Here is a 20,972-nt window from a genome sequence, read left to right on the forward strand (position 1 = left end):
GAGTCAGGGGCGGCGCGACGACCAGACGGTCGCGAAGAGACCTGCTCCGCCGGCCGCCAGCCACGGGACCGGCACCAGCCAGTGCAGCTCGTCGGTGCCGACGACGTCGCCCTGGACCAGCGCCCACACCAGCACCATGCCGGCGAAGGCCACGCCCATCACGAGGTGGGCGATGTTGACCGGGTGGCGCCCCGAGGGCCTCTCCGGGGCGTCGAGGGGGCCGACCATCGGCTCGTCGTAGCCGTACACGTCGGTGTCGTAGGTGTCGTCAGTCATGGCACTGCTCCTCACGCCGCCTCGCGGACGATGACCTCGCCCGCGACCAGGTCGATGTTGATGGTCATGTCGGGCACCTCGTCGCCGCCGTCGAGGAAGCCGCGGAGCGTGGTGTCGAAGCCGTCGGCGTGCCGGTCGAAGATCCGGCTGTCGCCGCCGACGACCTGGCTGGTGGCGCTCACGTCGACGCCGTCGGGGACGATCACCTCGACCCGCCCGCCCACGCCGTCGATCGTGATGTCGCGCCCGTCGAGCGCCTCCACGTCCGTGACGCCGGAGAGGTCGAGGGTGAAGCGGCCGCCGCCGAACTCATAGCTGTCGTCCACCGCGGCGGCACTGGTCGGTGCGTAGTCGTGACGTCCCTCGCCGACGGTCGTCCCGACGGTGGTCGCAGCGGTCGCGAGCGCAGCGACGAGTCCCAGTGCGATCAGGCCGCCCGCGCGGCCCCAGAAGGCGCCGAGCAGCAGCATCAGCGCGGTGATGCCCAGTGCGAGAGCGGGGTAGGCGCTGTCGGCGACCGCCGCACCGGCGAGGTCCACGACCCCCAGGGCCCCCTCGGAGAGAGCGATCAGGGCGACGGTGAAGAAGAAGAGGATCGGCCCGCGGCGGCGCGGGTTGCGGGGCTGGCGCCGCACCTGAGGGGCGTACGCCGTCGGCGCGTACGTCGACGCCGCGGCGGAGCTCGGCTCGGCGCCGTAACCGGTGTCGTACCCGTAGCCATAGCCGTAGCCGTAGCCGGTGTCCTGGCCGACGCCCCGCGACGACCGGTCCTTGCGGTTGACGAACCAGACGGCGACCGCGGCGACGATCGCCAGTGGCCAGGGGAACCAGAAGGCTCCGGCCCAGTCGCCGATCGCGCAGAGCAGGGCCAGCACGCCCACTCCGGCGAGCGCCAGCGACCTGCTGCGCCGGTCGAGGCCGAGCGGCTCGTCGTCGGTGCCCTCCTCGGGCACCAGGACCCACGCGCCGACGTAGGCCACCAGGCCGGCGCCACCGAAGAAGGAGGACACCACGAGCGCGACCCGCACGATGATCGGGTCGACGTCGAGGTGCCGCGCGAGGCCGCCGGCCACGCCGGCGACGCGGCGGTCGGTCACGCTGCGGCGCAGCCGGCCGAGGTCCTTCATCTCCTCACGGGTGACCCGCGGCCCCGATGGGGGAGCGGCCGGTGCGTCGGCGGTGGGGGTGGTGCGGGGTTCGTCCATGGCTCCACTCTCGTCGTCCTCCACCCCCGGCACCATCGGGGACAGCCCTGATCCGCACCGGCTCGACAGGGGGCGGGCTCAGGGTCGGCTCGGGGTCTGTCCTCATGGTCGCGCGAGCGCGTGCCTGCGACGATGGACGCACGATGACGACCATCCCTCCACCCCGTGCCGGCCAGCCGCGCCGTGCGTTCCGCGACCTGTCCGCGCCGATCGTTGGCGGCGTCGCGGCGGGTCTCGCCGAGCACCTCGCGCTCCCGGTCCTGTGGGTGCGCGGCTTCTTCGTGGCGACGGCGTTCCTCGGTGGCTTCGGCCTCCTGCTCTATGCCGGGCTGTGGATGTTCCTGCCGGCCGACCAGCGCTTCGACGTCGCCGCACCGGGGCTCGAGAGCGCCAGCCGCACCGGCCGCCGCCCGGGGCGCCGCTCACGGCTGCGCGACGCCGGCCCGGCCATCGCCCTCGGCGCGCTGCTCCTCGGTGTGGTGCTCGGCGTCGAGGGGATCTTCGGGCAGGGCGCGCTCTTCTGGCCCGTGGTCCTCGGCGTCTCGGGCATCGCGCTGCTGTGGCGGCAGGCCGACGAGGCCCAGCGCGAGAGGTGGATGGACACCTCCGGTCGCATCGACCCCTTCCGCGCCGTCTTCGGCAACGGCGGCTGGGCGGCGTACGCCCGCATCGCGGCCGGCCTCGGCCTGGTCGTGGCCGCCCTCATCGTCTTCGCGGTCGCCGCAGGCAAGGCCACCTTCGCCGTGCCGGTGCTGGTCGCCGGGCTGCTCGGCCTGGTCGGGCTGGCGATCGTCGTGGGCCCGTGGGCGCTGCGCCTGGTCGACGACCTCGGCGCCGAGCGTGCCGAGCGGGTGCGCACCCAGGAGCGCGCCGACATGGCCGCCCACCTGCACGACTCGGTCCTGCAGACCCTGGCGCTGATCCAGAAGAACTCCCACGACGCCACCAGCGTCGCGCGGCTGGCCCGATCGCAGGAGCGCGACCTGCGCCAGTGGCTCTTCGAGGCCGAGAGCGCCGACGCGACCACGCTCGCGGGCGCGCTGAAGGAGATGGCGGCCGACGTGGAGTCGCAGCACCCGGTGGTCGTCGACGTGGTGACGGTCGGCGACTGCGCCCTCGACGAGGCGCTGCGCCCGCTGGTGCACGCTGCGCGGGAGGCGGTGGTCAACGTCGCCAAGCACGCCGGCACCCAGCGCGCCGACGTCTACGCCGAGACGTCCCCCGGTGCGGTCGACGTCTTCGTCCGCGACCGCGGCGCCGGCTTCGACGTCCACGCGGTGCGCAGCGACCGGCAGGGCGTGCGCAGCAGCATCGTCGACCGGATGGCGCGCCACGGCGGTCGCGCGGACGTACGCTCGGCCCCCGGCGAGGGCACCGAGGTGCGCCTGCACATGCCGCGCACCCCTTCTTCCCAGGCCCCGACCGAGGAGCACCGATGAGCCAGCCGTCCGCCACCACCCCTACTGCCGGGCCCGTGCGGGTCGTCCTCGTCGACGACCACGCCATGTTCCGCGCCGGTGTCCGTGCCGAGCTCGCGTCGAGCGGAGCGGGACTGGTGGAGGTCGTCGGCGAGGCGCCCGACGCCGACGCCGCCGTCGCGGTGGTGCGCGAGCAGCGTCCGCAGGTCGTGCTGCTCGACGTCCACCTGCCGGGCGGGGGAGGCGTGGAGGTGATGCGCCGCCAGCCCTCGCACGACACCCTCTACCTCGCGCTCTCGGTCTCCGATGCCGCCGAGGACGTCATCGGCACCATCCGCGGCGGCGCCCGGGGCTACGTCACCAAGACGATCACCGGGCCCGAGCTGGTCGACGCGATCGTGCGGGTGGCGGGCGGCGACGCGGTGTTCTCACCGCGCCTCGCGGGCTTCGTGCTCGACGCGTTCGCCGGCTCGATCGACGTCGCAGCGGTCGACGAGGACCTCGACCGGCTCACCGAGCGCGAGCGCGAGGTGATGCGCCTGATCGCCCGCGGCTACGCCTACAAGGAGGTCGCCAAGGAGCTGTTCATCTCGGTGAAGACCGTGGAGACCCACATGTCGTCGGTGCTGCGCAAGCTGCAGCTCTCGAGCCGCCACGAGCTCACCCGGTGGGCCTCGGACCGGCGGTTGCTCTAGGCCCGGACCGGATGTCGGCCCGCCCCCGGACGGGTGGTGGACGTTTGACAATGCCTTCCTGACGGGGTGGGGTCTGGTGACCACACCCCCCATTCTCGGGAAGCGAGGCCGACCGTGGCCGACTCCGCCACCATCTCCCGCCCGGACCAGGAGGACAGCGAGCTCAAGCGGTCCATCACCGGGCGCCTGCTGTTCTTCTACACCCTGGGCGACGTGCTCGGCTCGGGCATCTACGTCCTCATCGGGCTCGTCGCAGCAGCGGTCGGCGGCGCGTTCTGGATCGCCTTCGCCCTCGGTGTGACGGTCGCGGCCATCACCGGTGCGGCGTACGCCGAGCTGGTGACGAAGTACCCCCAGGCCGCCGGTGCCTCGCTCTACGTCAACAAGGCCTTCGGCAACCGCCCGCTGACCTTCCTCATCACGGTCTCGTTCCTCGCCGCCAGCATGGCGGCCTCGGGGTCGCTGGCCACCGGTTTCGCCTCCTACTTCGCCGAGCTGTGGTCGGGCCCGCCCGCCCTGCTCGTGTCGCTGGTGTTCGTGGCGCTGCTCGTGGTCGTCAACTACATCGGCATCACCGAGTCGGTGGTCATCAACATGCTGATGACCTTCGTCGAGGCGGCCGGCCTGGTGATCGTGATGATCATCGGCATCGTCTACATCGCGCAGGGCAACGCCGACTTCGGGGTGCTGACGCAGATCGACACCGGCGGGGACTACAGCAGCCCGGCGCTCGCGGTGCTCGCCGGCATCTCGTTCTCGTTCTTCGCCATGACCGGCTTCGAGAACACGGTCAACGTCGCCGAGGAGACCATCGAGCCCTACAAGGCCTTCCCGCGCTCCCTCGTCGGCGGCATGCTCGTCGCCGGCCTGGTCTACGTGCTGGTCTCGATGGCCGCGGCGCTGACCGTGCCCACCGACACGCTCGCCAGCTCCGACGCGGCCCTCCTCGAGGTGGTCAAGGCAGGCATCCTGCCGTTCTCCACCGACCTGATGGCCAAGGCGTTCTCCATCATCGCCCTCGTGGCGATCACCAACACCACGCTCGTCACCATCGTCACCCAGCCGCGCATCCTCTACGGCATGGCCCGCGAGGACGTCGTGCCCGGCATCTTCGCCAAGATCCACCCGGTGCGGCGCAGCCCGTGGGTGGGCCTGCTGTTCAGCGGGCTGGTGGTGAGCCTGCTGCTCGTGATCGGCACCGCGGTCACCGCCTCCGGTGGCGGCATCGACCTGGTCGGACGCCTCGCGACGGTCACCGTCGTGCTGCTGCTCGCCATCTACGCGCTGGTCATCGTGTCGTGCCTCAGGCTGCGCGGCCAGGACGAGCACGAGGACATCTTCCGGGCCAACACCCCGCTGCTGCTGCTCGGGCTCGTGGGCAACCTCGCGATCCTCGGGTTCACCGTCTACGACGACCCGCACTCGCTGATCTGGTGCGCGGGCCTGCTCGCCGTCGGCGGGGTGCTCTTCCTCGCCGAGCACTTCTTCGGCAGCCGCGGGACCGGGGACCGTACGCCGGACCTCGAGGGGGTCTGAGCGCGGGGCACCGCCTCGCTAGGGTGTCCGCCATGGAGACCCTGCGGCTGGTGCTGCTCTTCGTCCACATCCTCGGCTTCGCCGCCCTGCTCGGCGGGCTCCTCGTGCAGCTGCGCACGGAGCCGAAGGTGGTCAACTCGTTGATGCGCGACGGCATCGGCACGGCCTTCGTGGCCGGGCTGCTGCTGGTCGGCGTGCTCGAGAGCCTCGGCTCGCCCGACCACGCGAAGATCGGCGTGAAGTTCGCCATCGGCCTGGTGATCCTGGTGCTGGTGATGGCCAACATGCGCAAGCCCAGCATCCCGAAGGGGCTCTACCTCGGCCTGCTCGCGCTGACGCTGGTCAACATCGCCGTCGCGGTGTTCTGGTCGCCCGTGCACGCCTGATCCACAGCCCCGGACGGGGACGTCCGGCTGTCCGACGCGGCGCATAGGCTGGGTGGGACATGAGCCGCACTGACACCCCCTCGAACAGTCCCGCAGACCAGGCCCTCTTCGAGCACACCGACCACCCCCTCCTCGAGGGTCTCAACGACCCCCAGCGAGCCGCCGTCATGCACGCCGGGGCCCCGCTGCTGGTCGTGGCCGGTGCGGGCTCGGGCAAGACGCGGGTGCTGACGCGGCGCATCGCCTGGCTGATCACCGAGCGCAAGGCCCACCCCGGCTCGATCCTCGCGATCACCTTCACCAACAAGGCCGCGGCCGAGATGAAGGAGCGCGTGCAGGAGCTCGTCGGCAACCGGGCGCGCATCATGTGGGTCTCGACGTTCCACTCCTCCTGCGTGCGGATCCTGCGCAAGGAGATCGACCGGCTGGGCTTCAAGTCGAGCTTCTCGATCTACGACGCGGCCGACTCCAAGCGGCTGATGACCCTGGTGCTGCGCGACCTCGAGCTCGACCCGAAGAAGTACCAGCCCAACGCGGTGCTGCACTGGGTCTCGGACCAGAAGAACGAGCTGCGCGACCCCGAGGACGTCACCAAGGAGGCCCGCAACAGCTTCGAGGAGGCCTACGCCAAGGCGTACACGCACTACCAGCGCCGCCTGCGCGAGGCCAACGCCCTCGACTTCGACGACCTGATCATGACCACGGTGCACCTGCTCCAGGCGTTCCCCGACGTGCGCGAGAACTACCGCCGTCGCTTCCGCCACGTGCTGGTCGATGAATACCAGGACACCAACCACGCCCAGTACAGCCTGATCCAACAGCTGTGCGGACAGTCCTTCGAGGACGGCGCCGACGCCGACGTCGCGGGGGAGCGCGTCGAGCCCAGCGAGCTGATGGTGGTCGGTGACGCCGACCAGTCGATCTACGCCTTCCGCGGCGCCGACATCCGCAACATCCTCGACTTCGAGCAGGACTTCCCCGACGCCACGACGATCCTGCTCGAGCAGAACTACCGCTCGACGCAGACGATCCTGTCCGCGGCCAACTCGGTCATCGGCAACAACCGCGGTCGCAAGCCCAAGCGGCTCTGGACCGACGCAGGGGAGGGCGCGCGCATCGTCGGCTACGTCTCCGACGACGAGCACGACGAGGCCCGCTTCGTCAGCCAGGAGATCGACACGCTCGTCGACGACGCCGGCGTACGCCCCGCCGACGTGGCCGTGTTCTACCGCACCAACGCCCAGTCGCGGGTCTTCGAGGAGGTGTTCATCCGCACCGGCCAGCCCTACAAGGTGGTGGGCGGAGTCCGCTTCTACGAGCGCAAGGAGGTCCGCGACGCGCTGGCCTACCTGCGCCTGCTCGTCAACGCCGACGACGAGATCTCGCTGCGCCGGGTGCTCAACACCCCCAAGCGCGGCATCGGCGACCGGGCCGAGGCCTGCGTCGCGGCCCTCGCCGAGCGCGACCGCACGACCTTCTGGGACGCACTGACCCGCGCGGCCGACGCCCCGGGCCTGGCCACCCGGAGCCTGCGCAACATCGAGGCGTTCGTGGCGATGATCCAGGAGCTCCAGTCGATGGTCGAGGCCGGTGAGCGGCCCGACGTGATCCTGGAGTCGGTCCTCGAGCGCTCGGGCTACCTCACCGAGCTCGAGGCGAGCGACGACCCGCAGGACGGCACCCGCGTGGAGAACCTCGCCGAGCTCGTCGCCGTGGCCCGCGAGTTCGCGGAGGACCCCCAGCCCGGCCCCAGCGCCGACCCCGCCGAGGTCGAGGCCGGGACCGTCGCGGTCGGGCTCGGCGACTTCCTCGAGCGCGTGGCCCTCGTCGCCGACGCCGACCAGATCCCCGACGCCCCTGACGGCGACGACTCCGGCGTGGTCACCCTGATGACGCTCCACACCGCCAAGGGCCTGGAGTTCCCGGTGGTGTTCCTCACCGGGCTCGAGGACGGTGTCTTCCCCCACCAGCGCTCGCTGGGCGACCAGCCCGAGCTGGAGGAGGAGCGCCGTCTGGCCTACGTCGGCCTCACCCGTGCGCAGAAGCGCCTCTACGTCTCCCGGGCCCTGGTCCGCTCGGCCTGGGGTGCGCCCAGCCACAACCCGGCCAGCCGCTTCCTCGACGAGCTCCCGGTCGACCTCGTCGACTGGCGGCGTACGGCCGCCGAGCAGACCCGCTGGGGTCGCCCCGACCACACCGGTGGCTCCGCTCGGCTCGGCGCGCCCACCGAGGCCGGTCGCCGCAACTTCTCCTCGGCCGCGTTGCGCGCGGACGCCGCGGCCAAGGCCAAGCCTGCCCGGGAGATCCCCAGCCTGGCCCCCGGTGACCGGGTGCTCCACGACTCCTTCGGCATGGGCACCGTCGTCGCCGTCGACGGCGTGGCGGAGAAGTCGGTGGCGTCCATCGACTTCGGCTCCGACGGCGTCAAGCGGCTGCTGCTGCGCTACGCGCCGGTGGAGAAGCTCTGAGAAGCGAAGCGCCGAAGAGCTTCTCCTTCGGCGTGTCGAGACCCGCCTTGGTCGCCAGACTCTGCGCGACTTCGTTGCTCAGCCGCGGGGCTTGCTCGATGTGCCCTGACTGCCGACTCGCTCCGCGAGTCGATCAGGGAACGATGCCGTGCTCGACGAACGCCTGGAACGGGTCGACCGGGCCACCGCCGCCGGGGCGGACCTCGAGGTGGAGGTGCGACCCGGTCACGTGACCGGTCGCGCCGACGGTGCCGATGACCTCACCGCCGTTGACCCGGTCGCCCACCGAGACGTAGATCGAGGTCTGGTGGCAGAACCAGATCTCGGTGCCGTCGTCGAGGGTCACGACGGTCTTGTTGCCGTAGGAGCCGTCGTAGCCGGTCGAGGTGACGGTGCCGTTGGCGATCGCCATGATCGGGTCACCGGTGTTGCCGTTGAAGTCGAGGCCGGTGTGATAGCTGGCCCAGAGGCCGACCTGGCCGAAGGTCGCGGTGATCTGATAGCTGGCGAGGGGGAGGACCCACTTGTTCTCCTCGATCTTCGCCGCCTGCTTCTCCGCCTCCTTGCGCATCTCGTCGAGCTTGGCAGCGCGCTCAGCCATCTGCTTCTCGGCGAGCGCGACGAGCTCGGGATCGGTCGTCTCGACGTCGGAGCCGCGGGTGTAGTCGCGGCTGACGACCGCGCCGCGACGCGAGAGCGCCTGGCCGGCGGCCGTGCCGATCGCAGCGGTGGCGTCGAGCGACGACGTGCCGGAGCTGGCGAGGGTGGAGGTGTCGGCGCCGGTGGCCGAGACGGCGGCGCCTCCGGAGATGGCGAGCACCGCCACTCCTGCCACGAGGGGCAGGGAGGGCAGTCGGACCGGGGAGCGACGCGGCGCCGTCGTGGCACGGCGCTTGCCGTGCACGGGAACTGCCGCTGCCGAGGTGCGTCGCTGGGGAGCGCGCTCCGCTCGGTGGTTGCCCATAGGGGTATTTACCAATCTGCCGGGTCAGGGGGGTCGGGTCGGCAAGACCGCGCACGACTGTAACGGATAGATCACGGGTTGGGGGAATGCTCGGTAAAAAGTTGGGGAAATCGCGCATACCCCGCGTGTGGAGCGGCCGCCGGGCGCTATCCGCGTACTGCCTGGTAACGCTCGAGCGCCTCCGTCCGCTCCTCGGCGTGGTCGACGATGCGGCGGGGGTAGTCGTGCTCGTAGCCCACGTCGGACTTCCACGGCTCGTGCGCCGCCTTGCCCGGCAGGTGCGCCAGCTCCGGCACCCAGCGGCGCACGTAGTCGCCCTGCGGGTCGAACTTCAGGCCCTGGGTCACCGGGTTGAAGACCCGGAAGTAGGGCGAGGCGTCCGTGCCGGTGCCGGCCACCCACTGCCAGCCGTGGTTGTTCGAGGCGACGTCGCCGTCGATGAGCAGGTCGAGGAAGTGCCGGGCGCCCACCGGCCACCACACGTGCAGGTCCTTGGTGAGGAAGGAGGCGGTGATCATCCGGACCCGGTTGTGCATCCAGCCGGAGTGCAGCAGCTGCCGCATGCCCGCATCGACGATGGGGTAGCCGGTCGTGCCGGTGCGCCAGGCCTCGATGGCGTCCTCGGGCTCGTCGTAGCGCATGCCCTTCAGCGCCGGCTTGAGGTCGGACCACGCCGACGACGGGTCGTGCCAGAGCACGTCGGCGTAGAACTCGCGCCACGCGAGCTCCGTGGCGTAGGTCGAGCCCGGGTCGAGGTCGGCGAGCAGCGAGCGCGGGTGGAGCACGCCGAGGTGGAAGTAGGGCGAGAGGCGCGAGGTGCCGTCGTGGTCGGGACGGTCGCGCTCGGAGGAGTACGCCGCCAGGCCGTGGTCGCGGAACTCGCGCCAGCGCCGCCACGCACCCTCCTCGCCGGCGGCCGGCAGGTCCACCGGACAGTCGGCGACGGCCTTCTCGAGCATGTCGAGGGCCTTCTGGTGCGAGTCGGCGGGGGCGAGGTCGGGGGAGCGGGGCGTCGTGGCCGGCTCCGCCCACCCGTGCTCGCGCCAGGCGCGGGCGTAGGCGCTGAACACCTGGTAGGGCTTGCCGCTGCCGTTGAGCACCAGCCCCGGCCCGACGGCGTACGGCGACCCGGTGGGCACCAGCTCCACCTGCTCGCTGATCGCGTCGTCGCGGCGGCGGCCGTAGGGCGTGGTCTCGGCCGACACGTGCACGCGTCGTCCGTGCGCGACCCGCGGCACCACCTCACGCGGGTCCCCGAGGTGGATCGTGAGCGGGATCCGGTCGGCCAGGGCGAGCACGTTGGCCGCCAGCCAGGCGCGGCGGGCGGGCCCCGCGCCCTTCCAGAGCGCCGGGTCGAGGACGAAGAGCGCGGTGGCCGGTCCCTCCTCGAGCGCGGCGAGCAGCGCCGGGTTGTCGCGCACCCGCAGGTCGCGGCGGAACCACATGACGGATCCGGTCGAGGAAGACGTCGGGGAGGGCATGGCTCTCAACGTAGCCCCGGGGTGACCACCACCACGCCCGCCCGACCTCGTGCCACCCCGCTCCGGAGGTCTAGGGTGCCGAGAGGTAATCCCACCCCTGCTCGCAACGAAAAGGACTGGTCACCTCGTGGACCTGATGGAATTTCAGGCGAAGGAGCTCTTCGCCAAGCACGGAGTCGCAACCACGCTGGGCGTGGTCGCCGAGACCCCGGAGGCCGCTCGTGCCGCCGCCGAGGAGATGGGCGGTGTCACCGTCATCAAGGCCCAGGTCAAGGCGGGAGGCCGCGGCAAGGCCGGCGGCGTGAAGATCGCCAAGACCGCTGACGAGGCCGAGTCCTACGCGCGCGACATCATCGGCATGGAGATCAAGGGCCTGCGGGTCAACCGCGTCCTGGTCACGCCGGCGACGCCGCCGGTGGAGGAGTACTACTTCTCCTTCCTGCTCGACCGCTCCAACCGCTCGCACCTGTGCATCGCCTCGGTCGAGGGCGGTGTGGAGATCGAGGAGGTCGCCAAGACCAACCCCGACGCGGTGAAGCAGATCCGCATCGACGCCCTCGAGGGCGTCACGCCGGAGAAGGCCGCCGCGATCGTCGACGAGGCCAAGTTCCCCGCCGAGCTGCGCGACCAGGCCATCGAGATGGTCCAGGCGCTCTGGAAGGTCTACGTCGAGGAGGACGCCACCCTCGTCGAGGTCAACCCGCTCGCCCGCCTCGAGGGCGACAAGCTCGAGGCGCTCGACGGCAAGGTGTCGCTCGACGACAACGCCTCCGAGGTCCGCCACCCCGACCACGAGCAGTTCGAGATCCGCGAGGAGGCCGACCCGCTCGAGGCGAAGGCCAAGGACAAGGGCCTCAACTACGTCAAGCTCGACGGCCAGGTCGGCATCATCGGCAACGGCGCGGGCCTCGTGATGAGCACCCTCGACGTCGTCGCGTACGCCGGTGAGGCGCACGGCGGCGTGAAGCCCGCCAACTTCCTCGACATCGGCGGCGGGGCCAACGCCCAGGTCATGGCCGACGGCCTCGACGTGATCCTCAACGACCCGCAGGTCAAGAGCGTCTTCGTCAACGTCTTCGGTGGCATCACCGCGTGCGACGAGGTCGCCAACGGCATCAAGGGCGCGCTCGAGATCCTCGGCGACAAGGAGAGCAAGCCCCTCGTCGTACGCCTCGACGGCAACAACGTCGAGGAGGGTCGTCGCATCCTCGACGAGCTCAACCACCCGCTGGTCACCCAGGTCGACACGATGGACGGCGCGGCCGACAAGGCCGCCGAGCTCGCCCACCAGGCCTGAGAGAGAGAACTGAACAGATGAGCATCTACCTCAACAAGGACAGCAAGATCATCGTCCAGGGCATGACCGGCGGGATGGGTGCCAAGCACACCACCCTCATGGTCGAGTCGGGCGCCAACATCGTCGGTGGCGTCAACGCCCGCAAGGCCGGCACGACCGTCGAGCTCGGCGGCAAGGAGCTCCCCGTCTTCGGCACCGTCGAGGAGGCCATGAAGGAGACCGGCGCCGACGTCTCGGTCGCCTTCGTGCCCCCGGCCTTCACCAAGGACGCCTGCATCGAGGCCATCGACGCCGAGATCCCGCTCCTGGTCGTCATCACCGAGGGCGTGCCGGTGCTCGACACCGCCGAGGTCGTGGCCTACCTCGAGGGCAAGTCCACCCGCATGATCGGCCCCAACTGCCCCGGCATCATCACGCCGGAGGAGTCGCTGGCCGGCATCACCCCGCACACCATCGCGGGCAAGGGCCCGGTCGGCCTGGTGTCGAAGTCGGGCACGCTGACCTACCAGATGATGTACGAGCTGAAGGACTACGGCTTCACCACCGCCATCGGCATCGGCGGCGACCCGATCATCGGGACGACGCACATCGACGCCCTCGAGGCCTTCGAGAACGACCCGGAGACCAAGGCGATCGTGATGATCGGCGAGATCGGCGGCGACGCCGAGGAGCGGGCCGCGGCCTACATCAAGGAGCACGTGACCAAGCCGGTCGTCGGCTACGTCGCCGGCTTCACCGCGCCCGAGGGCAAGACCATGGGCCACGCGGGCGCCATCGTCTCCGGCTCCTCGGGCACCGCGCAGGCGAAGAAGGAGGCACTCGAGGCCGCCGGGGTCAAGGTCGGCAAGACGCCGTCGGAGACCGCCGAGCTCATGCGCGAGGTCCTGAAGAACCTCTGATCGAACCTCTGGGCGACTAGCTCAGCTCCAGACGGCTCCGCAGGTCTTCCTGCGGGGCCGTCCTGGATTTCGGGTGCGACTCGTGCCGCACCGGCCGTCGTGCCTCCCACAGCACGCGCCACACCACGTGGGCGCCGAGCAGGCGCACCGGCGCCGCCGCCGAGATGCGGCGGGGGGAGGGAAGGGTCGGGCAGGCCGCGCTGGCCAGCGTCGATGGAATGGACATGCTTATTGACACCCCGTTTTCGTGAACACACACATCGCCGGAACGATCTTCTCCGTGGTCGCGGTGACCCCGGCGGCCTGCTCGTCCAGCCATGCGAGCGAGCCCTCACCGTACGTGCTGACCATCAGGCGTGCCGAGCCGACCCGCGTGACCTGGAAGATTGAGCTCCCGAGGCCGTCGGCGTAGGTGAGGCCCACCGTGACGGTGTCGCGGTCGGTGTCGTCGTCGAGCACCGTCCACACCTGGTTGCCGGACGTACGACAGTCCTGCGCAGCCTGCCGGAGGGCCGCCATCGCGTTGGCGGCGACCTCCTCGTCTGCGTGCACGACGAGCTCGCGCCCGTCGAAGTACTCCGGTCCGGTGGCCGAGGTGACCAGCCTGCGGGTGCCGCCCGCGGTGCCGTCGACCGGCCAGACCACCTGCCCGCACATCTCGACCTCGCCCATCCCCTCGGCGTCCTCCGACGGGGCTGACAGCGTCGTGTCGCTGTCGTCGTCGGCGAGCCCGACCGCCAGGGGGAAGCCGTCGGGGACGGCGGTGACCGCGGCCGGAGACCCGGTGGGCTCCGGGGCGGTCGACGTGGGAGTGGTGGAAGACGGGTCGGAGGAGGCCGCGTCGTCCACCGCGAAGGCATCCATCGCGGCGACGGTCGCGCGGAGCGGCTCGACGGTCGAGGCGACCGCGTCGGCGAGGTCGTCGCGTGCCCACTGGCCGTAGGTCGAGGTCACCAGCACCGCCGCCCCGACCGGCACGACGTGGATGACCGTCGCGCCGTCGCCGGGACGGCCGTCGAGGGTGTAGGTCTGCAGCAGCGTCGTCGCGGGCGACGGCGCGAAGGGCGACTCCCGCACCTCGGTCAGCGTGGCGGTGCCGCCGCTGACGGCGGGGTTGTCACAGGCCGACGGGAGGTCGGCGAAGGCCCGTGCCACGAGCCTGGCCGACTCGGCGTCGCCGAGCAGCACGAGCTCGCGCGTGTTGGCCGACTCGCCGCCGCTGTTGTCGGCGACCATCCGGTCGCGCAGGCCGAGGCCGCGCAGCGGCGAGGTGCCGCAGAGCGCGAGGTCGCGCAGGCCGGTGCCGGTGCGCGAGGTGGCGATGGTGTCCTGCGGGCCACCCATCCCGGCCGAGAGCGGGAAGTCGTCGGGGATCGCGGTGCTGCGGCCCGTCTCGGCGGCACTGGCGTCGGCGCCGACCGTCGACGCCTCGTCGAGCACCCGGTCGCCGCACCCGGCGAGCGCGAGCGCGCAGGCCAGGGCGGCGTACGCCAGGGCGGGACGGAGCCTCATGACTCCTGAGACACCGTGGAGGCCGAAAAGGTTGCCTCGGCACGCCGAGGAGGAGTCAGCCGCGCGAGTCGAGTGCCTCGAGCCGCTCCAGGACCCGGCGGGACAGGGCGACGAAGTCGGTGCGCGACATCGTCATGTTGCGGTCGGGGGCGAAGCCGAGCTGCGACACCGCGGTGCCGTCGCGCACGATCGCCATCAGGAACGGGAAGGACTGCCGGTCGTTGAGCTCGATGGTCAGCGACCACACGCTCAGGTCGGTGGCCTTCGACGACGACGAGACGAGCGGGGTCACCGTGGTGCCGAGGTTCTCGCGTCCGCACTTGGCGATGCGGTCGCGGACCTGCTCGACGAAGGTGCGCGCGCTGGACTGCTCCATCGAGCCCACCGTCTGCGTCAGCCCGAGCTGCGAGGCGTTGGGCGTCTCGGGGAAGAGGAAGGTGCGCGTCAGCGCCCGCGAGATCCCCTTGCCGGTGAACGTCGTGCGGTCGCACCGCGTGGCGGCGTAGTTGGTGCGCGCCTTCTCGGGGTCGATGCCGACCCACGGACCGCGCACGGCAGCGACCGGCGGCAGGTCGACCACCGACAGCAGCCCGGGGGGCGTGCCGATGTCGAGGGGCGCGGTGGAGCGGGCCCGGGCGCGTCCGGCGCAGGCGCCCGCGCCCTCTGACCCGCAGAGCGCGTTGACCGCGGCGGCCAAGCCGGTGAGGGCGGCCTTGTCGCTGACCGCGCGGCCCTGGCTGCGCACGACGTGGGTGACCACGAGGCTGCCGGTGCGGGCCACGCCGACGGTGAGGGTCGCCGGCTGCTTGCCCCACGAGCGGAGCCGGAAGGCCCGCGCCTCGTCGCCGACGCGCGCGACGGTGCGGGTGGCCATCAGCTGGGTGCGCGGGTCGGAGCACCCGGCGAACCACGTCGACGCGGTGTCGAAGGCACGAGTGGCCTGCCGCGGCCCGCGCGACATCTCGACGAGCTGCACCGCGGTCGACTCGACGCGCGGCGCACTCTTGTTCTTCACCGTCGCGGAGCCGTCCCACGTCCGCGCCAGCGCGGTGACGCGGTCGGCGTCGGGGATGGCGAAGCGCTCGCGCTGGCAGGGGGCGAGCAGGCCGTCGCCGGACAGGTTGTCGGTGGTGGCGGTCTCCTCCCAGTCCAGCCCGGCGCCGAAGCGCGCCATCTGGGTGGAGGAGAGCAGGGCGCCCTCGCCGATGATCTCGCGGCCGGCGGAGTCGTCGACGGGGGCGTGCACGGTGACCCCGGCCGTGGCCTTCTCCTCGCTCAGGCTGGTGGGCTCGGCGCCGGAGCCGGTCGCGACCAGCGAGCCGGAGACGACGAGGGCCGCAGTGGCGAGGCCGGCACCGATCACCGTGTGCGTACGCCGTCGCGCTGCGCCCGCGCGACGGATGACGGTCGCGCGGGGCCAGCGGACGTCCTCCAGCGGTGCGGCGAGGTCGTGGAGGAGCCGGCGGACCTCGGTGGTGGGCACGTCGCGGTGCAGCGCGAACTGGGAGGTGGCGGTCTGCAGCTCGCGCTCGGCGTCGCCGCGCGGCAGCCCGACCTCGCGGGCGATGTCGGACAGCGACAGGGCGGAGAGCCCGTTGAGCACGAGCAGCTGGCGCTGGCGCGCGGTCAGCCGTGACAGCGCGTCGAGCGTGCTGCGGGCCTCGGGGTCGAGCGCCTTGTCGCGGTGCCAGATGCGCGCGGTGTGGCGGCGGCGGGCGCGGCCGAGGGCGACCGGCCGGACATAGGCGTCGCGGTCGTCGAGGAGCGCGACCTTGCGCCAGTGGTGCCAGGCGACGACGAACGCGTCGCGGACGGCCGCACGGGCCGCGGGCGCGTCGCCGGTGAGGGCATAGGCCTCGTGCAGGAGTCGGGTGCGTGTCTCGACGTAGTAGGCGTCGAAGGTCTCGGGGCTCCTCATGACCGCTCCACGGTACGGGAGTGGCAGGCGTGACGCACATCCCTCGCCCGGCTCCGCAGGGCGGCGTGGGAGCACGATCCGTGCTTGCGTGCGGGTGATGATGGGCCGGTCATGACCTCGCTCCTCACCCGCCCCGACAGCGCCCGCGTCGACGCGGCCCGACCGCGCCCCCTGGTCCTGATCGCCACCCTCGGGGGCGTGCTGGCGGCGCTGGGCCCGCTCGTGGTGCTGCTGGCGGTGGGCGTGATCGGCTGGTTCGTCACCGACGCAGGCGTCCACGGCGCCCCGCGCGACGGGATGCGGATGGGCGCCCTGGCCTGGCTCGCCGGGCACGGCTCGGGCTTCACCGTCATGGGCGCGCGGGTCACCCTCGTGCCGCTGGGCCTCACCGCGGTCTCGGCCTGGTCGATGTGGCGCCTGGGCCACCGGGTCGGCGACGCGGTCTCCGGCCACGGCCCCGACGCCGACCGCATCTCCGACGGCGAGCGTGACCTCACGGTGCCGACCGCCGTCGCCACCTTCTTCGCCGGCTACGCCGTGGTCGCGGTCGTGGTGGCCACGCTCGCCGCCGGCGCCGGCGGCGGCGCCGACCCGTCCGTGCCGCGGGTGCTGGCCTGGACCCTGGCCATGACGGCGCTGGTGGCCGCCCCCGCGATCGCCGTCGGCTCGGGCCGCGCCGCCATCTGGGCGGCGTTCGCCCCGGCGAGCGTGCGCGCGGGCGCCGCCGTGGCGCGAGCCGTCCTCGTCGCCCTCCTGGCGGTGTCCGCCGTCCTGTTCGTGGTCGCCTTCGCGCTCTCCTTCGGCGACGCGGCCACGATGACCGCCCGGCTGCACCCGAGCCCGTCCGAGGCCGGCCTCTACGCCCTCGTCAACGCCGCCTTCGCGCCCAACGCCGTGCTCTTCGGCGGCTCGTGGCTGCTCGGCCCCGGCTTCGCCGTCGGGGGCGCCACGGTCGTGTCGCCGAGCGTGGTGGTGCTCGGGCCGCTGCCCGTCGTGCCGCTGCTCGCGGCGCTCCCCGCGGTCGGTACGCCGCCGGGCTGGGTCGGCTCGCTCGTGGTCCTGCCGTCGGTGGTCGCGGCCGTCGCCGCCCATCGCTCCCTGCGCGCGCGCCCGCTGACCTGGGACCGTGTCGCGCTGGCCGGGTGCGGCGGTGGCCTGGTGGCCGGGGTGGCGTTCGCGGTGCTGGCGTCGCTGTCCGGCGGTGCAGCGGGCCCGGGCCGGATGCGCTTCGTCGGCCCGTTCGTGCCCGACGTGCTCGTGCACGCCGTGCCCGCGTGCGGGGTCGGTGCGCTGCTCGGCGCCTCGCTCGTCGCGCTGCAGCTCTGGCGCTCCTCGCGCCTCGTGGTCGACGAGGACTGACGCGTGGGGGCTGGTCACAGCCACGGTGACCGTCCCGGGCTGGGACCGGTGCCACGGCAGCTGAAGGTGCTGATGGCTCTCCTCGTCGGGCCCCTGGCCCTCGCCACCGTCATCGGGGTCGCGGTGCTCTGGCCCGACGGTGAGCTCGAGGTCAGCGGGCCGGGCACCGACGTGCAGCGCGGGACCGCGGAGGTCACCGCGCTCGCGCCGTGCCCGCAGGAGGTGCAGGTCGAGGGGTGCCGCGCGGCCGTCATCGAGCTGCTCAGCGGCCCGGGCGCGCCGGGGGAGGCCAGGGCGCTGCTGCCCTACGGCGAGATGGCGCCGGAGGTGGTGGTCGGCGACCGGATCATCGTGTCCCACGCCGAGCAGGCGCCGCCGGGCCAGCAGTACGCCTTCCAGGACTTCGACCGCGGCCCGCCCCTGCTGGTGCTGGCGATCCTCTTCGCCGTCGGCGTGCTGGCGCTGTCGCGCTGGCGTGGCATCGGCGCGCTCGCCAGCCTGGCGTACTCGCTCGTGCTGATCGCGGTCTTCACGTTGCCCGCGATCATGGAGGGCTCCTCGCCGCTGGCCGTCGCGGTCGTGACCGCCGCGGCGATCATGCTGGTCTCGCTCTACCTCTCCCACGGCTTCGACGTGCGCTCGACGGTCGCGATGCTCGGCACGCTGCTGTCGCTGCTCGTGATCGGGGTGCTCGGCTGGGTGTTCACCCGCGTCGGGCACTTCACCGGGGTGGTCGACGAGGGCAGCCAGTACATCTCCGGGGTCGCCGCCCAGGTCGACCTCAGCGGCCTGCTGCTCGCCGGCCTGGTCATCGGCGCCCTCGGCGTCCTGGACGACGTCACCGTCACGCAGACGTGGGCGGTGTGGGAGCTGGCCGACGTCGATCCCGACGCCAGTGCCCGGTCGCTCTTCACGCGGGCGATGCGCATCGGTCGCTCGCACGCCGCCTCGACCGTCAACACCCTCGTGCTGGCCTACGTCGGGGCCACGCTGCCGCTGATGCTGGTGTTCTCGGCGCTGTCGCTGCCGTTCGGCATCGCGGTCAGCCAGGAGGTGGTCGCCCAGGAGGTCGTGCGCGGCCTCGTGGGCGGCCTCGGCATCCTCGCCGCGGTGCCGGTGACGACGGCGATCGCGGCGCTGGTCGCGGCCCGGCTGGTGCGTGAGCCGCCGGATGCTGCCGGGCCGTCGCACCGGGCCCGGACTCACTAGACTCACGTGTCGTGAACCAGCCCGCCCGCCTCGTCGTCCTCGTCTCGGGAGCCGGCACCAACCTCCAGGCCCTCGTCGACGCCTGCGCCGACCCGGCGTACGGCGCCCGCATCGTGGCCGTGGGCGCCGACCGCGACGGCATCGAGGGGCTCGCGCGTGCCGAGCGGGCGGGGATCCCGACCTTCGTGCGGCAGGTGTCGGACTTCGAGACCCGCGAGGGCTGGGACGCCGCGATCACGACGGTGGTGGAGCGCTTCGAGCCGGACCTCGTCGTGTCGGCGGGCTTCATGAAGCTGCTGTCGGGCGACTTCCTCGAGCGCTTCCTCACCCTCAACACCCACCCGGCGCTGTGCCCGGCCTTCCCCGGCATGCACGGGCCGCGCGACGCCCTCGAGCACGGGGTCAAGGTCACCGGCGCGACCCTCTTCGTCGTCGACGCCGGGGTCGACACCGGCCCGATCGTCGCGCAGGTGCCGGTGCCGGTCGAGGAGGACGACGACGTCGACTCCCTCCACGAGCGGATCAAGATCGCCGAGCGCGCCATGCTCGTCGAGCAGGTCGGGCGCATCGCCCGCGACGGCATCACGGTGGAGGGTCGCCGGGTTCGCATCGGGCCCGCGTCTCGGTAGTGTGCTGCCACACGACTGGCGCAGGTGGGCCACCACCAGGGAGTGACGCGCGAGGGGATCGAACGCCTGGGTGCCCTCGACTCGAGATCAACCGAGGAGTCCCGTGTCTTCTGAGTCCGTCCAGCCCGACCCGATGCGCATCGCGATCCGCCGAGCGCTCGTCTCCGTCTACGACAAGACCGGCCTCGACGACCTGGTCGGCGGCCTGCACGCCGCCGGCGTCGAGCTCGTCTCCACCGGCGGCTCGGCCGCCCGCATCGAGTCCCTCGGGCTCCCGGTCACCCGGGTCGAGGAGCTGACCGGCTTCCCGGAGTGCCTCGACGGACGCGTCAAGACGCTCCACCCCCGCGTGCACGCGGGGATCCTCGCCGACCGCCGGCTCGACTCCCACGTGGAGCAGCTCGCCGAGCTCGGTGTCGAGCCCTTCGACCTCGTCGTCAGCAACCTCTACCCCTTCACCCAGACCGTCGCCTCGGGCGCGTCGCCGGACGAGTGCGTCGAGCAGATCGACATCGGCGGACCCTCGATGGTGCGCGCCGCTGCCAAGAACCACCCCAGCGTCGCGATCGTCACCTCGCCCGCGGCGTACGACGACGTGCTGGCCGCCGTGGCCGCCGGCGGCTTCACGCTGGCCGAGCGCCAGCGCCTCGCCGCCGAGGCGTTCGTGCACACCGCGACCTACGACGTCCACGTGGCCTCGTGGATGGGCAACGTGCTCACCGACACCAGCGAGGGCTCGGGCTTCCCCGCGTGGATGGGCGCGACGTGGGACAAGGAGACGGTGCTGCGCTACGGCGAGAACCCCCACCAGGGCGCCGCGCTCTACACCAACGGCTTCCTGCCCGAGGGCCCCGGGCTCGCCCAGGCCACGCAACACCACGGCAAGGAGATGTCCTACAACAACTACGTCGACGCCGACGCGGCCCGCCGGGCGGCGTACGACTTCGACGAGCCGGCCGTCGCGATCATCAAGCACGCCAACCCGTGCGGCATCGCGGTCGCCTCCGACGTGGCCGACGCGCACCGCAAGGCGCACGAGTGCGACCCGGTCAGCGCGTTCGGCGGGGTGATCGCGACCAACGTGCCGGTCTCGGTGGAGATGGCGCGCCAGGTCGCGGAGATCTTCACCGAGGTCATCGTGGCGCCGGGCTACGAGGACGGCGCGATCGAGGCCCTCCGGGCGAAGAAGAACATCCGCGTGCTCGAGTGCGGCCCGCTCGCCCGCGGTGGCAGCGAGGTGCGCTCGATCTCCGGCGGCCTGCTGCTCCAGGAGCGCGACGTGATCTCCGCCAGGTCGGAGCAGGGTGGCGACGACCCGTCGACCTGGACCCTCGCCACGGGCGAGGCCGCGTCGCCGGAGGTCCTCGCCGACCTCGCCTTCGCGTGGCGCGCCTGCCGCGCGGTGAAGTCCAACGCGATCCTGCTCGCCGCCGACGGCGCCTCGGTCGGCGTCGGGATGGGCCAGGTCAACCGGGTCGACTCCTGCCGCCTCGCCGTCGAGCGGGCGGGGGAGCGGGCCGCCTCCGCGGTCGCGGCCTCCGACGCCTTCTTCCCCTTCGCCGACGGCCCGCAGATCCTCATCGACGCCGGCGTGCGGGTCATCGTGCAGCCCGGAGGCTCGGTCCGCGACGCCGAGGTGGTCGCCGCCTGCGAGGCGGCCGGCGTGACGATGTACCTCACCGGGACGCGCCACTTCTTCCACTGATCTCCTGGGGCGGTG

17 protein-coding genes are annotated in these 20,972 nt (G+C 72.3%); 11 read left to right on the forward strand and 6 right to left on the reverse strand.

Going from position 1 to position 20,972, the window contains the following annotated elements:
• Positions 1 to 3: 3 nt before the first annotated feature.
• On the reverse strand, positions 4 to 276 hold the full coding sequence (locus ASG76_RS16060; RefSeq protein WP_056605643.1) for a hypothetical protein: 273 nt from the start codon (positions 274 to 276) through the stop codon (positions 4 to 6).
• Between the two features lie 11 nt (positions 277 to 287).
• A complete protein-coding gene (locus ASG76_RS16065) occupies positions 288 to 1,481 on the reverse strand; it encodes a PspC domain-containing protein (protein ID WP_162254130.1) in 1,194 nt (397 codons plus the stop codon).
• A gap of 143 nt (positions 1,482 to 1,624) precedes the next feature.
• On the opposite strand from ASG76_RS16065, the gene ASG76_RS16070 reads away from it, so the two are divergent.
• From ASG76_RS16070 to pcrA, 5 genes are all read left to right on the forward strand, one after another.
• Complete coding sequence (locus ASG76_RS16070) at positions 1,625 to 2,920, forward strand: ATP-binding protein (RefSeq protein WP_056605649.1); 1,296 nt, start codon at positions 1,625 to 1,627, stop codon at positions 2,918 to 2,920.
• Entirely contained in the window at positions 2,917 to 3,594 is a 678-nt protein-coding gene (locus tag ASG76_RS16075; protein ID WP_056605652.1) for a LuxR C-terminal-related transcriptional regulator, read from the forward strand. Before ASG76_RS16070 ends, ASG76_RS16075 begins: the two co-directional genes overlap by 4 nt.
• Before the next feature lie 114 nt (positions 3,595 to 3,708).
• A complete protein-coding gene (locus ASG76_RS16080; protein ID WP_056605655.1) occupies positions 3,709 to 5,130 on the forward strand; it encodes an APC family permease in 1,422 nt (473 codons plus the stop codon).
• Between the two features lie 32 nt (positions 5,131 to 5,162).
• Positions 5,163 to 5,516 carry a hypothetical protein gene (locus tag ASG76_RS16085; protein WP_056605658.1) on the forward strand — a complete coding sequence of 118 codons (354 nt, stop codon included), beginning with the start codon at positions 5,163 to 5,165 and terminating at the stop codon, positions 5,514 to 5,516.
• Positions 5,517 to 5,575: 59 nt separating this feature from the next.
• Positions 5,576 to 7,984, forward strand: coding sequence for a DNA helicase PcrA (gene pcrA, locus ASG76_RS16090; RefSeq protein ID WP_082587607.1), 2,409 nt, complete (start codon positions 5,576 to 5,578; stop codon positions 7,982 to 7,984).
• Between the two features lie 133 nt (positions 7,985 to 8,117).
• Here pcrA and ASG76_RS16095 read toward each other — a convergent pair whose 3' ends face one another.
• The gene (locus tag ASG76_RS16095; protein ID WP_200948218.1) at positions 8,118 to 8,819 is read right to left on the reverse strand and encodes a M23 family metallopeptidase; all 702 of its coding nucleotides are present in this window, start codon (positions 8,817 to 8,819) and stop codon (positions 8,118 to 8,120) included.
• Positions 8,820 to 9,094: 275 nt separating this feature from the next.
• The gene (locus tag ASG76_RS16100; RefSeq protein ID WP_056605665.1) at positions 9,095 to 10,429 is read right to left on the reverse strand and encodes a cryptochrome/photolyase family protein; all 1,335 of its coding nucleotides are present in this window, start codon (positions 10,427 to 10,429) and stop codon (positions 9,095 to 9,097) included.
• Between the two features lie 127 nt (positions 10,430 to 10,556).
• Between ASG76_RS16100 and sucC the strand changes: the two genes are divergently transcribed.
• Both sucC and sucD read left to right on the forward strand, forming a co-directional pair.
• Positions 10,557 to 11,726 carry an ADP-forming succinate--CoA ligase subunit beta gene (gene sucC, locus ASG76_RS16105; RefSeq protein WP_056605668.1) on the forward strand — a complete coding sequence of 390 codons (1,170 nt, stop codon included), beginning with the start codon at positions 10,557 to 10,559 and terminating at the stop codon, positions 11,724 to 11,726.
• Positions 11,727 to 11,743: 17 nt separating this feature from the next.
• Positions 11,744 to 12,625 carry a succinate--CoA ligase subunit alpha gene (gene sucD / locus ASG76_RS16110; protein ID WP_056605671.1) on the forward strand — a complete coding sequence of 294 codons (882 nt, stop codon included), beginning with the start codon at positions 11,744 to 11,746 and terminating at the stop codon, positions 12,623 to 12,625.
• Positions 12,626 to 12,853: 228 nt separating this feature from the next.
• Here sucD and ASG76_RS16120 read toward each other — a convergent pair whose 3' ends face one another.
• The gene (locus ASG76_RS16120) at positions 12,854 to 14,137 is read right to left on the reverse strand and encodes a hypothetical protein (RefSeq protein ID WP_056605676.1); all 1,284 of its coding nucleotides are present in this window, start codon (positions 14,135 to 14,137) and stop codon (positions 12,854 to 12,856) included.
• A gap of 55 nt (positions 14,138 to 14,192) precedes the next feature.
• The gene (locus ASG76_RS16125) at positions 14,193 to 16,055 is read right to left on the reverse strand and encodes a hypothetical protein (protein WP_056605679.1); all 1,863 of its coding nucleotides are present in this window, start codon (positions 16,053 to 16,055) and stop codon (positions 14,193 to 14,195) included.
• A gap of 111 nt (positions 16,056 to 16,166) precedes the next feature.
• On the opposite strand from ASG76_RS16125, the gene ASG76_RS16130 reads away from it, so the two are divergent.
• From ASG76_RS16130 to purH, 4 genes are all read left to right on the forward strand, one after another.
• The gene (locus ASG76_RS16130) at positions 16,167 to 17,414 is read left to right on the forward strand and encodes a DUF6350 family protein (protein WP_056605682.1); all 1,248 of its coding nucleotides are present in this window, start codon (positions 16,167 to 16,169) and stop codon (positions 17,412 to 17,414) included.
• 48 nt (positions 17,415 to 17,462) lie between these two features.
• On the forward strand, positions 17,463 to 18,623 hold the full coding sequence (locus tag ASG76_RS16135; protein WP_056605684.1) for a YibE/F family protein: 1,161 nt from the start codon (positions 17,463 to 17,465) through the stop codon (positions 18,621 to 18,623).
• A gap of 11 nt (positions 18,624 to 18,634) precedes the next feature.
• Positions 18,635 to 19,252 carry a phosphoribosylglycinamide formyltransferase gene (purN, locus tag ASG76_RS16140; protein ID WP_056605687.1) on the forward strand — a complete coding sequence of 206 codons (618 nt, stop codon included), beginning with the start codon at positions 18,635 to 18,637 and terminating at the stop codon, positions 19,250 to 19,252.
• 133 nt (positions 19,253 to 19,385) lie between these two features.
• Positions 19,386 to 20,957 carry a bifunctional phosphoribosylaminoimidazolecarboxamide formyltransferase/IMP cyclohydrolase gene (gene purH, locus ASG76_RS16145; protein ID WP_056605689.1) on the forward strand — a complete coding sequence of 524 codons (1,572 nt, stop codon included), beginning with the start codon at positions 19,386 to 19,388 and terminating at the stop codon, positions 20,955 to 20,957.
• Positions 20,958 to 20,972: the final 15 nt, after the last annotated feature.

The sequence above is a fragment of the Nocardioides sp. Soil774 genome, from assembly GCF_001428125.1.
Taxonomy (GTDB): Bacteria; Actinomycetota; Actinomycetes; order Propionibacteriales; family Nocardioidaceae; genus Nocardioides.

Bases quoted from the DNA above. Each gene is read 5' to 3' on its own strand.
- ASG76_RS16070 (WP_056605649.1), top strand. From the start codon at position 1,625: ATGACGACCATCCCTCCACCCCGTGCCGGCCAGCCGCGCCGTGCGTTC.
- purH (WP_056605689.1), top strand. From the start codon at position 19,386: ATGCGCATCGCGATCCGCCGAGCGCTCGTCTCCGTCTACGACAAGACC.
- pcrA (WP_082587607.1), top strand. From the start codon at position 5,576: ATGAGCCGCACTGACACCCCCTCGAACAGTCCCGCAGACCAGGCCCTC.
- ASG76_RS16065 (WP_162254130.1), bottom strand. From the start codon at position 1,481: ATGGACGAACCCCGCACCACCCCCACCGCCGACGCACCGGCCGCTCCC.
- ASG76_RS16060 (WP_056605643.1), bottom strand. From the start codon at position 276: ATGACTGACGACACCTACGACACCGACGTGTACGGCTACGACGAGCCG.
- ASG76_RS16100 (WP_056605665.1), bottom strand. From the start codon at position 10,429: ATGCCCTCCCCGACGTCTTCCTCGACCGGATCCGTCATGTGGTTCCGC.
- ASG76_RS16085 (WP_056605658.1), top strand. From the start codon at position 5,163: ATGGAGACCCTGCGGCTGGTGCTGCTCTTCGTCCACATCCTCGGCTTC.
- ASG76_RS16130 (WP_056605682.1), top strand. From the start codon at position 16,167: ATGACCTCGCTCCTCACCCGCCCCGACAGCGCCCGCGTCGACGCGGCC.
- ASG76_RS16075 (WP_056605652.1), top strand. From the start codon at position 2,917: ATGAGCCAGCCGTCCGCCACCACCCCTACTGCCGGGCCCGTGCGGGTC.
- sucD (WP_056605671.1), top strand. From the start codon at position 11,744: ATGAGCATCTACCTCAACAAGGACAGCAAGATCATCGTCCAGGGCATG.
- ASG76_RS16120 (WP_056605676.1), bottom strand. From the start codon at position 14,137: ATGAGGCTCCGTCCCGCCCTGGCGTACGCCGCCCTGGCCTGCGCGCTC.
- ASG76_RS16125 (WP_056605679.1), bottom strand. From the start codon at position 16,055: ATGAGGAGCCCCGAGACCTTCGACGCCTACTACGTCGAGACACGCACC.